8 protein-coding genes are annotated in these 11,315 nt (G+C 60.9%); 3 read left to right on the top strand and 5 right to left on the bottom strand.

Translation table 11 applies throughout. The annotated features are described in order from the left end of the window. Positions 1-6: 6 nt before the first annotated feature. Together KJY40_RS19970 and mfd are read right to left on the bottom strand one after the other, a co-directional pair. Positions 7-573 (bottom strand): CsiV family protein, encoded by a 567-nt coding sequence (locus tag KJY40_RS19970; protein WP_230732141.1) that lies wholly within the window; start codon positions 571-573, stop codon positions 7-9. Positions 574-583: 10 nt separating this feature from the next. Next, on the bottom strand, positions 584-4,033 hold the full coding sequence (gene mfd, locus KJY40_RS19965) for a transcription-repair coupling factor (RefSeq protein WP_230732136.1): 3,450 nt from the start codon (positions 4,031-4,033) through the stop codon (positions 584-586). A gap of 355 nt (positions 4,034-4,388) precedes the next feature. Here mfd and KJY40_RS19960 point away from each other — a divergent pair, with 355 nt between their 5' ends. Then, complete coding sequence (locus KJY40_RS19960) at positions 4,389-5,852, top strand: glyceraldehyde-3-phosphate dehydrogenase (RefSeq protein WP_007953026.1); 1,464 nt, start codon at positions 4,389-4,391, stop codon at positions 5,850-5,852. A 65-nt stretch (positions 5,853-5,917) separates the two neighbouring features. On the opposite strand, the gene tcuC is transcribed toward KJY40_RS19960, so the two are convergent. Further along, positions 5,918-7,210: an MFS transporter gene (tcuC, locus tag KJY40_RS19955; protein WP_085654378.1), complete on the bottom strand. Its 1,293-nt coding sequence runs from the start codon at positions 7,208-7,210 to the stop codon at positions 5,918-5,920. 53 nt (positions 7,211-7,263) lie between these two features. Between tcuC and KJY40_RS19950 the strand changes: the two genes are divergently transcribed. Next, on the top strand, positions 7,264-8,313 hold the full coding sequence (locus tag KJY40_RS19950; RefSeq protein ID WP_230732128.1) for an FAD:protein FMN transferase: 1,050 nt from the start codon (positions 7,264-7,266) through the stop codon (positions 8,311-8,313). 197 nt (positions 8,314-8,510) lie between these two features. Beyond that, on the top strand, positions 8,511-9,905 hold the full coding sequence (gene sthA, locus KJY40_RS19945) for a Si-specific NAD(P)(+) transhydrogenase (RefSeq protein ID WP_007953019.1): 1,395 nt from the start codon (positions 8,511-8,513) through the stop codon (positions 9,903-9,905). A gap of 42 nt (positions 9,906-9,947) precedes the next feature. On the opposite strand, the gene KJY40_RS19940 is transcribed toward sthA, so the two are convergent. After that, positions 9,948-10,670, bottom strand: coding sequence for a glycerophosphodiester phosphodiesterase (locus tag KJY40_RS19940; RefSeq protein ID WP_007953017.1), 723 nt, complete (start codon positions 10,668-10,670; stop codon positions 9,948-9,950). Between the two features lie 13 nt (positions 10,671-10,683). Further along, positions 10,684-11,265, bottom strand: a complete 582-nt coding sequence (locus tag KJY40_RS19935) for a PilZ domain-containing protein (protein ID WP_011335183.1) — start codon at positions 11,263-11,265, stop codon at positions 10,684-10,686. Positions 11,266-11,315 lie beyond the last annotated feature (50 nt).

Below are 11,315 nucleotides of genomic sequence, written 5' to 3'. Positions count from 1 at the left end.
CTTCGATCAGTCCGGAACGACTTCAGGCGCTTCCCGAGGCGCGGGCGCCGTCAGTGAAGTGATCTTGATCAGCAGGGCCAGGTGGCCGTTGTCGAGGTAGTTGAGTTGGCCGTTCTTGGTGTGGCTGTCCTGTTTCAGGCGCTCGCTGGCGGTGACCATGCCATTGGCGTCGATCTGATTGACCCAGAAATCGGCATTCACGTCGGTGAAGCGCCCGAGCTTCATTTCAATCGTGCCTTCGATCGGGAACTGGCCGAACTGCTCCTGACCTTCGCTGACCGCAACTTTGGCAGGCGTCTCACCCAGCGTCTGCTGCCAGGCTTTATGCATCAGCACGCTGTACTCGCCGCTGGCGGTGAGTTTGGTCACAACATCGTTCAGCGCCGGGGTGCGCTTGCTGTCATCGCCCAGGCGTTGGGCGCCGGCCGCCCAGTCTTCCGGTGCGGCGCGGCTGACAATCGCCGGCACGGCGTTCTGGCGTACCAGAATCATTTCGACCTGATACAGGTCATCGGCAAACGCCGTCGGTGCTACCAGAGTCAGTAGCAAGGTCAATAAGCGAAACAGGCGCATGCGGCGTCCTTCAAGCAGTTTTCGGGATGAGGCGCTCGAACAGCGCCTCCACAGTATTAAAGCGCTCTTCCGGGCGCTCCATCGGCACCTGGAACTTGAACATCGTGGCGCCTTCGAATTTGTAGCGTTTTGGCTGGCTCTGGATCAGTTTGATCAGGGTCATCGGGTCGACCGGCGTCTGCGCCGCGAACTCGATGCGTCCACCTTGCGGGCCGCCATCGACTTTCTTGATGCCCAGTTGCTCGGCCTGCAATTTCAGCGCCGTGATGCGCACCAGATTCTTGGTCGGTTCCGGCAACAGGCCAAAGCGGTCGATCATCTCCACCTGCAGATCCTTCAGGCCTTCCTCGTCGGTGGCCGAAGCGATGCGCTTGTACAGGATCAGGCGGGCGTGCACATCCGGCAGATAGTCTTCCGGAATCAGCGCCGGCACCCGCAAATTGACTTCCGGGCCACCGCCGAGCGGTTGATCGAGGTTCGGCTGTTCGCCCTTGCGGATCGACTTCACCGCGCGCTCGAGCATTTCCATGTACAGCGTGAAGCCGACGGCCTGAATCTGACCGCTCTGGCCATCACCCAGCAGTTCGCCGGCGCCACGGATTTCCAGGTCGTTGGTGGCCAGCACGAAACCGGCACCCAGATCCTGAGTATTGGCAATCGCTTCCAGGCGTTTTTCCGCATCGCCAGTGATTTGCTGGCGCGGCGGGGTCAGCAGGTAGGCGTAAGCCTGGTGGTGACTGCGGCCAACGCGACCGCGCAACTGGTGCAACTGAGCCAGGCCGAACTTGTCGGCACGCTCGATGATGATGGTGTTGGCGCTCGGCACGTCGATGCCGGTCTCGATGATGGTCGAGGCGATCAGCACGTTGAAACGCTTGTGATAGAAGTCGCTCATCACCTGTTCGAGTTCGCGTTCGCGCATCTGCCCGTGGCCGATGCCGATCCGCGCTTCCGGCACCAGTTCGGCCAGTTCGGCGGCGCATTTCTCGATGGTCTTCACGTCGTTGTGCAGGTAATAGACCTGGCCGCCGCGCAGCAGCTCGCGCAGCAAGGCCTCTTTGACCGTGCTCTTGTTCTGTTCCATGACGAAGGTGCGCACCGACAGGCGTCGCGCCGGTGGTGTGGCGATGATCGACAGGTCGCGCATGCCCGACACCGCCATGTTCAGCGTGCGCGGAATCGGCGTGGCGGTCAGCGTAAGAATGTCGACTTCGCTGCGCAGGGCCTTGAGCTGTTCCTTCTGACGGACACCGAAACGGTGCTCTTCGTCGATGATCACGAGGCCAAGGTTTTTGATCTTGACGTCGTCCTGCAGCAGCTTGTGGGTGCCGATGACGATGTCGATATTGCCTTCGGCCAGTTCGGCCACCGCAGCGTTCACTTCCTTGGCCGACTTGAAGCGGCTCATCACTTCCACGGTCACTGGCCAGTCGGCGAAGCGGTCGCGGAAGCTGTTGTAATGCTGCTGGGCGAGCAGGGTGGTCGGCACCAGGATCGCCACTTGCTTGCCGCCGTGCACCGCGATGAACGCGGCGCGCATGGCCACTTCGGTCTTGCCGAAACCGACGTCGCCGCAGACCAGTCGGTCCATCGGTTTCGGCGCGAGCATGTCTTCGCGCACGGCTTCGATGGTGGATTGCTGGTCCGGGGTTTCTTCGAACGGGAAGCCGGCGCTGAACGTTGCGTAATCGGCCTTCGGATCGGCGAACGCATAACCTTCGCGGGCGGCGCGACGGGCATAAATGTCGAGCAGTTCGGCAGCCACATCGCGGACCTGTTCGGCTGCCTTGCGCTTGGCTTTCTGCCAGGTCTCGGAGCCGAGGCGGTGCAGCGGAGCCAGCGCGTCGTCGCTGCCGGTGTAGCGGGCGATCAGGTGCAGGTTGGCCACTGGCACGTAAAGTTTGGCGTTCTCGGCGTATTCCAGAGTCAGGAATTCGGCAGCCTGATTGTCGATTTCCAGAATCGTCAGGCCGAGATAGCGACCGACACCGTGGTCAATGTGCACCACCGGCGCGCCTTCGCGCAGCTCGGTGAGGTTCTTGATCACTGCATCGTTGTTGGCGTCGGCGCGTTTTTCGCGGCGGCGACGCTGCATCACGCGCTGGCCGAACAGCGGACTTTCCGCGACCAGCGCCAGCGCCGGGTCGTCCAGCATCAGGCCTTCGTCGAGCGGGGCGATGGTGATCGCCAGGCGATCCTTGCTCGCGACAAAGTCCGGCCAGCTGTCGACGGTTTTCGGGCGCAGCTTCAGGCGATCCAGCAACTCCAGCAGCACTTCGCGACGGCCGGCGGATTCGGCGGTGAACAGCACGCGCCCCGGGAACTCGTCGAGGAAGGCCGAAAGCGCGGCCAGCGGCTGGGTGGCCTTGGCTTCGATCGCCAGGTTCGGCAAGGCCTGCGCCGGAAAGCGTTCGCGGCCGGTGCCGGTTTCCACGTCCTGTTGGCTGGCGACCACGCGCGGCCAGTTCTTCAGGCGGGCAAAGCAGTCTTCCACCGGCAGGAACAGTTCGGCCGGCGGCAATAAAGGACGCGATGGGTCGACGCGCCGCTCTTCATAACGGTTGCGCACATCGTTCCAGAAGTTTTCCGCCGCCTGCTCAATGCCCGGCAGAGAGAACACTTGGGTGTCCTGTGGCAGGTAATCGAACAGGGTCGAGGTCTCTTCGAAGAACAGCGGCAGGTAGTACTCGATACCGGCCGGTGTGATACCGCTGCTCAGGTCCTGGAAGATCGGGCAGCGGCGGAAGTCGACGTCGAAACGCTCGCGAAAGCGCGCCTTGAAGCGGGTAACCGCATCCTTCTGTAGCGGGAATTCCTTGGCCGGCAGCAGCTTGACCGAATCGACCTTGTCGATGGAACGCTGGTTTTCCGGATCAAAGGTCCGCAGGGTTTCGATTTCGTCGTCGAACAGGTCGATGCGATAGGGCAGTTTGCTGCCCATCGGGAACAGGTCGATCAGTGCGCCACGCACCGTGAACTCGCCGTGTTCGTAAACCGTGTCGACGTAGCGATAGCCGCTGGCTTCGAGCCGCGAGCGCATTTGCTCGACATCGAGTTTCTGCCCGACATCCAGCACCAGGCTGCTGCCGAGCAGAAATTTGGTCGGCGCCAGACGGTGCAGGGCGGTGGTGATCGGCACCACCAGCACGCCATGTTCCAGTTCCGGCAGTCTATAAAGGCTGGCGATACGCTGGGAGATGATGTCCTGGTGCGGCGAAAACAGGTCGTAGGGCAGGGTTTCCCAGTCGGGGAAATGCAGCACCGGCAAATCCGGGGCGAAGAAACTCAGCTCCTGCTCCAGCCGTTCGGCACTCTGGCTGTCGGCGGTCAAAAGCAGTGTGAAGCGCTTGGCAGCGCTGGCAGCCTCGGCAATCGCCAGGCTCAGGGCGGCACCGGGGAGGTTGCCCCAGTGCTGTTTACCTGCCGCGGCAGGGAGAAGCGGTAGACGCAGAACAGGCACGGAAGGTTGAGCTCCAGGCGTTGCGACAAAGTCGGTAATTGTAGCGGCGTCCGGTGCCGCCTGTCAGTTGCAGGATGCGTCTATCTGCGCTGTTTGGGAAAAATGTAGTGGTAACCATAAAAAGCTGCGCTTTTTTTACGGTTATGTAGTGCCAAATGTCGGTGGTGTTGCGGAGGGTTACAGACATCGTCTAACAGTCGTCGAAAAACTGACTGCGCTGGAGGCCCCGGTTTTACTGGGCTGGCGGAGAGCGTTATTTTTTTTGGACGGATTTTTGTTACCGATTGCGCGACAAGCGCGCATTGCTACAAGAGGTTCTCGGCGGCATAATGTAGCCCCTTTTTTCTGCCCCTACATGTGGAAGGTTACCGTGACTCAGAAGCCCGACCAGTGTCTTGGTGAATGGATCGACCGTGAAGCACTCGCAGAAGCGATGATTCCGCTTATCGGTCAGCTCTACCGCAACAATAACGTGGTGAGCTCGATCTATGGCCGCAGCCTGATCAACCAGTCTGTCATCGCGATTCTCAAAGCTCACCGCTTTGCTCGCCACCGTTCTGCCGACGACAGCGAACTCTCCGTCCACGAAACATTCCCACTGCTCAAGGCCATGAGCGAGCTCAAGCTCGGCGCGGCCTCGGTAGATCTGGGCAAGCTGGCGTACAAATTCCGCAACGAAGGCAACGGCCGCACCGCCGAGCAATTCGTTCGCGAAGAAATGGCTGACGTGGTTGGCCAGCAAAACGCTTCGGCACGCAAAGGCACCGACGTTGTGCTGTACGGCTTCGGTCGTATCGGCCGTCTGCTGGCGCGTATCCTGATCGAGAAAACCGGTGGCGGCGACGGTCTGCGTCTGCGTGCCATCGTGGTGCGCAAAGGCGCCGAAAACGACCTGACCAAACGCGCCAGCCTGCTGCGTCGCGATTCGGTACACGGTTCGTTCAACGGCACCATTACCATCGACGAAGAAAACAACACCATCACCGCCAACGGCAACCTGATCCAGGTTATCTACGCGAAGAACCCTACCGAAGTGGATTACACCCAGTACGGCATCAAAGATGCGCTGCTGGTGGACAACACCGGTGTATGGCGTGATGCCGATGGCCTGGGCCAGCACTTGCAGTGCCCGGGTATCGACCGCGTTGTTCTGACCGCGCCTGGCAAGGGCAAGCTGAAGAACATCGTTCACGGTATCAACCACAACGAAATCACTGCTGACGACAAGATCGTGTCCGCCGCTTCCTGCACCACCAACGCCATCGTGCCGGTGCTGAAAGCCGTGAATGACAAGTTCGGCATCATCAACGGTCACGTCGAAACCGTTCACTCGTACACCAACGACCAGAACCTGATCGACAACTTCCACAAGGGCGATCGCCGTGGCCGTAGCGCCGCGCTGAACATGGTCATCACCGAGACCGGTGCTGCCACCGCTGCTGCCAAGGCCCTGCCTGAGCTGGCCGGCAAGCTGACCGGTAACGCGATCCGTGTTCCGACGCCGAACGTGTCGATGGCCATTCTCAACCTGAACCTTGAGAAAGCCGCCTCCCGTGAAGAAATGAACGAGTACCTGCGCTACATGGCGCTGCACTCCGATCTGCATAAGCAAATCGACTTCGTCAACTCGCAGGAAGTGGTTTCGACCGACTTCGTGGGCTCGCGCCACGCCGGTGTGGTCGACGCTGAAGCGACCATCGTTCAGGACAACCGCGTTGTTCTGTACGTCTGGTACGACAACGAGTTCGGTTACAGCTGTCAGGTGATCCGCGTGATGGAAGACATGGCCGGTGTAAACCCGCCAGCGTTCCCGCGCTAAGCCTTAGCTGCAAATGAAAACGCCCCGACTCTGGTCGGGGCGTTTTTGTTTGTGCGCGATTTGGCTCAGCGGGGGATGGCGGCTTGTGCCGTGCGCAGCTCGTGCCTGTTGCCACGGAACAGCACCAGCGTGGCGATCAGGCCCAACACGGCTGCGCCGCTGAGCCAGATCCCCGGTGCCGCCTTGTTGTCCAGCACGTGGATCAGATAAGTGCAGGCCGCCGGTGTAAAGCCACCGAAGGTCGCGGTCGCCAGGCTGTAGGCCAGCGAGAAACCGGTTGTACGAACTTCTACCGGCATGATCTCGGTGAGTGCCACCACCATTGCCCCGTTGTACGAGCCGTACAGGAAGGACAGCCACAACTCGACGATCAGCAGATGGCTGAAGCTCGGGTTCGCCACCAGCCATGACAACGCCGGATAAGCAGTCAGGATCGCCAGAATCGTCGCCGCCAACAGTAGGGGTTTACGCCCGACCTTGTCAGACACCGCGCCCATTACCGGCAGCCAGAAGAAATTCGACAGGCCGATGCACACGGTCACCAGCAACGCATCGAAGTCCGACAGGTGCAATTCCGCCTTGCCGAACGTCGGCGTATAGGCGGTGATCAGGTAGAACGACACCGTCGTCATGACCACCAGCGCCATGCCGGCGATGACAATGCCAAAGTTCTGACCGATCGAGCGGACGATTTCCTGCAGGGTAGGGCGATGTTTGCGCGCCTGGAACTCCGGGGTTTCCTCCAGCGAGCGGCGGATGACGAAAATCACCGGGACGATCATGCAGCCGATCAGGAACGGCACGCGCCAGCCCCATTCGCCCATCTGTTCCGGGCTCAGCCAGTGGTTGAGGCCAACACCGAGCAGGCCGGCGAACACCACCGCCGCTTGCTGGCTGGCGGACTGCCAGCTGACGAAAAAGCCCTTGCGGCCCGGCGTGGCGATCTCTGCCAGATACACCGACACACCGCCCAGTTCCACGCCGGCCGAGAAACCTTGCAGCAATCGGCCGAACAGCACGATCAGCGGCGCGGCGACTCCAAGGGTGGCGTAGCCCGGCACGCAGGCAATCAGCACGGTGCCGGCCGCCATCAGGGCCAACGTGATGATCAGGCCCTGGCGTCGACCGTGACGGTCGATGTAGGCGCCGAGAAAGATCGCCCCCAGCGGACGCATAAGGAAGCCGGCACCAAAAGTGGCCAGGGAAAGCATCAGTGAGGCGAAGGCGCTGTCGGTGGGAAAGAATGTCTTGGCAATGGCCGTGGCGTAGAAGCCGTAGACCATGAAGTCGAACATCTCGAGAAAGTTGCCGCTGACAACGCGAAAAATCGCCTTGCCTTTGCCGGTCGTGGAGGACATGGGTAGGTACTCGCTCTAAATCTTGTAAGAAAGCGTTGCGCTCGTAGCCCATAATGGCCGGCGTGGTTTTGCGGGGAGATGAAGAATTGTTAACTGGACGGTGGGTGATTCTCGTGCTGCTGACCGGGTTTTTGTCCGGCTGCGGCAACGGCGATTCCCTCGAGACTTTCGGTGGCCCGACGATGGGCAGCACCTATTCGATCAAGTATGTGCGCCACGCCAATCTGCCTGCCCCGCAGGAGGTGCGTGTCGAAGTGGAAAAAATCCTCGCGGACATCGACCGGCAGATGTCGACTTACCGCGCGGACTCCGACATCTCGCGCTTCAACGCGTTGCCGGCTGATCGCTGTCAGGTCATGCCCGCGGCGATCCTTGAATTGATCCGCGTGGGCGAGCAGCTGTCGCAACAAAGCGAAGGCTCCTACGACCTAACGGTAGAACCGCTGATGAATCTGTGGGGCTTCGGCCCGCAGGGACGTGAAGAAAAAGTCCCGGATGCGGCGGCGCTGGCCGAAGTGCGCCAGCGGGTCGGCCATCAGCACCTGCGCATTGACGGCGACCGGTTGTGCAAGGACGCGGCGGTCGAGGTGGATTTCAACAGCATCGCCGCCGGCTACGCCGTCGACACCGTTGCCGCGCGGCTCGAGGCCCTGGGCATTCATGATTACCTTGCCGAAGCCACCGGCGAGCTCAAGGCGTCCGGCAAAAAGCTTGATGGTTCGCCATGGCGTATCGCTCTGGAAGAGCCGCGTGACGATCTGCAAGTGACAGAGCGTGTCATTAATATCGATGGCTACGGCCTGTCCACGTCCGGCGACTACCGCAACTATTTTCAGCAGGATGGCCGGCGCTATTCCCACACCTTTGATGCCCGGACCGGTGCGCCCGTCCTACACGATCTGGCGTCGGTCACGGTGATTCATCCTTCAGCGCTGGTGGCCGATGGACTATCGACGCTGTTGCTGATTCTCGGGCCTGAAAGGGCTTGGGACTATGCCGAAAAACACGACATTGGTGCATTCTTTGTGATTCGTGCCGATACAGGTTTCGTCACACGCACCAGTCACGCTTTCGAACGGCTCAGTGGCGCAAAAGTTGACTGAGAACAGTACGAAAGCTGGCGTTGTAGTGCAGGCAAAAGTAGCCTACGACGCGACCAAGGGTTAATGTGCGCGGCGTTGACGCTTCTATAGACTGTGTCCGGGTTTTCTACTGGCCCCCAATTGTTCCTTCGCGCCGTCGTTCGGCGTGATTTAGCCGCCGGTGCTGCTGGCACCGCGGCCTGTTCTGAGGAGTACGCATGGCTGTCTACAACTACGACGTGGTGGTGCTGGGTTCCGGCCCGGCGGGAGAAGGCGCGGCAATGAACGCCGCCAAAGCAGGGCGCAAGGTGGCGATGGTCGACAGCCGTCGCCAGGTCGGCGGCAACTGCACCCACCTGGGCACCATCCCGTCCAAGGCCCTGCGTCACTCGGTGCGGCAGATCATGCAGTTCAACACCAACCCGATGTTCCGTGCGATCGGCGAGCCGCGCTGGTTCTCCTTCCCGGACGTGTTGAAAAGCGCCGAGAAAGTCATTTCCAAACAAGTCGCTTCGCGTACCGGCTACTACGCCCGTAACCGTGTCGACGTGTTCTTCGGCACCGGCAGCTTCGCCGACGAGCAAACCATTGAAGTGGTCTGCGCCAACGGCGTGGTCGAGAAACTGGTGGCCAAGCACATCATCATCGCCACCGGTTCGCGTCCTTATCGCCCGGCGGACATCGATTTCCACCACCCGCGTATCTACGATAGCGACACCATCCTCAGCCTCGGCCACACCCCGCGCAAACTGATCGTTTACGGCGCCGGCGTGATCGGCTGCGAATACGCTTCGATCTTCAGCGGTCTGGGTGTGCTGGTCGAACTGGTGGACAACCGCGGTCAGTTGCTGAGCTTCCTCGACTCGGAAATCTCCCAGGCGTTGAGCTACCACTTCAGCAACAACAACATCACCGTGCGTCACAACGAAGAGTATGACCGCGTCGAAGGCGTGGACAACGGCGTGATCCTGCACCTGAAGTCCGGCAAGAAGATCAAGGCCGACGCCTTGCTCTGGTGCAACGGCCGTACCGGCAACACCGACCAGCTGGGCCTGGAAAACATCGGGGTCAAGGTCAACAGCCGCGGCCAGATCGAAGTCGACGAGAACTACCGCACCTGCGTGCAGAACATCTACGGCGCCGGTGACGTGATCGGCTGGCCGAGCCTGGCCAGTGCCGCCCACGACCAGGGCCGTTCGGCCGCTGGCAGCATCGTCGACAATGGCAGCTGGCGTTTCGTGAATGACGTGCCGACCGGCATCTACACCATTCCGGAGATCAGCTCGATCGGCAAGAACGAGCAGGAGCTGACCCAGGCCAAGGTGCCGTACGAAGTGGGCAAGGCGTTCTTCAAGAGCATGGCGCGTGCACAGATCGCCGGCGAGCCGCAAGGCATGCTGAAGATCCTGTTCCACCGTGAAACCCTGGAAGTGCTGGGCGTTCACTGCTTCGGTTATCAGGCGTCGGAGATCGTGCACATCGGTCAGGCGATCATGAACCAGCCGGGCGAACTGAACACCCTGAAGTACTTCGTCAACACGACGTTCAACTACCCGACCATGGCCGAAGCCTATCGGGTAGCGGCGTACGACGGCCTCAACCGGCTTTTTTGACGGGCTCCGGCCGGTGGCCTGAGCCGGCCGGGGAGACCGATTTCAGCAATTCCCGAGGGTGGCAGTGGCCAAACCGGGAAAGTCTGTAATCAGGCTGTCAACGCCGAAGTCGGCGAGTCTGCGCATCAGCGCAGGCTCGTTGACGGTCCACACCGACACATGCAGCCCCTGACGCTGCGCCTTTTGCAGGCGTTCCGGCGTACACAGCGTCCAGTTCAACGCCAGAATCTCGCAACCGTAACTTTGCGCGACCTTCAACGGGTCGAGCCAGGCGTATTCGGCCACCAGGCCGCGCGATACGTCGGGCACCAGATCCAGTGCAGCCTTCAATACTTCCCGCGAACTCGAGGTGATCGTCACCTTGTCGAGCAGTCCGTGCCTGACCGCCATTTCACGGATCGCCAGCACGGTGGTCGCGGCGCGGGTGCGCGAAGCGCTTTTGACTTCCAGTTGCCAGTGCTCGAAATCGCATTTTTCGAACAGTTCTTCCAGCGTCGGAATCGGGCATGGTTTGATCCAGCCCGGACCGCCCTTGCGCGCGTCGTAGGTCACCAGATCGGCGGCGGTGTGCTCGACCACCTTGCCGCGCCGGTCGGTGGTGCGCTTGAGGGTCGGGTCGTGGATGACCATCAGCTCGCCGTCCTTGGACAGGTGCAGGTCCAGTTCGCAGCGGCGCACGCCGTGCTTGAGACATTCCTGAAAACTGCTCAGGGTGTTTTCCGGTGCTTCGCCCTTGGCGCCGCGGTGGCCGTAGATAAGGGTCACGGTTCTTCCTTAATTAGATGCCTGATTCGTTCTGTTCGCGGGCCAGACGTCGTTCCTGGGCCTGCTTCTGCAAGATATATCGGGCGAGCAACTGGCGCTGGGCGTCGGTCAGGTGTTCGAACTCGGTGCCGACGTCGTAGCCGTCGCCCTTGCGGTCGCAATGGGTGACGCGGGCGCGCAGCAGCAGACCGAGAGCCTGGGGCATCAGCACCAGTTTCACCGACAGGTGGGCGCCGGAGGCGATCGGGGTCGGGTGCTGAAAGTCGATGCCGCCCTCGGAGATGATCACCGGTTGTGGCTCGCCGATATGGCCGAGCACGGTCAGTGCGACGACCTGGCTGAGCAGGTCGATGCGTTTGTTCTGGGATTTCAGGAACGCCGCGATAGCGCGGTCGCGTTCGCTGATCTGGCGCAGCAGGTGTTGTGACTCGAATTCGCTCAGGTGCAATTCGCTGAGCAGGTTGAACAGTGGAGAAGCATCCTGCAACACTTCCTGGCCTGCGGCTTCGGGAGCGGACAGGGGCCGAATTTCCAGTGCGATCGTGTCCTCGATACGGTAGTATTCGCGGCGATCTTCTTCATCTAATGTCGACATGGCGAACCCATGGTAGCGGCGGTGGTCTGAGTGTAAAGCTGGTTATCGAC

Source organism: Pseudomonas fitomaticsae (assembly GCF_021018765.1).
In the GTDB taxonomy this organism is placed as follows: domain Bacteria; phylum Pseudomonadota; class Gammaproteobacteria; order Pseudomonadales; family Pseudomonadaceae; genus Aquipseudomonas; species Aquipseudomonas fitomaticsae.
The sequence above is the reverse complement of the archived record's forward strand: the minus strand, read 5'-3'. Positions and strand labels throughout refer to the sequence as shown.

Coding starts and splice junctions, on each gene's coding strand:
- KJY40_RS19950 (WP_230732128.1), top strand. CDS start 7,264: ATGGCCGGCGTGGTTTTGCGGGGAGATGAAGAATTGTTAACTGGACGG.
- KJY40_RS19935 (WP_011335183.1), bottom strand. CDS start 11,265: ATGTCGACATTAGATGAAGAAGATCGCCGCGAATACTACCGTATCGAG.
- KJY40_RS19960 (WP_007953026.1), top strand. CDS start 4,389: ATGTGGAAGGTTACCGTGACTCAGAAGCCCGACCAGTGTCTTGGTGAA.
- KJY40_RS19970 (WP_230732141.1), bottom strand. CDS start 573: ATGCGCCTGTTTCGCTTATTGACCTTGCTACTGACTCTGGTAGCACCG.
- tcuC (WP_085654378.1), bottom strand. CDS start 7,210: ATGTCCTCCACGACCGGCAAAGGCAAGGCGATTTTTCGCGTTGTCAGC.
- sthA (WP_007953019.1), top strand. CDS start 8,511: ATGGCTGTCTACAACTACGACGTGGTGGTGCTGGGTTCCGGCCCGGCG.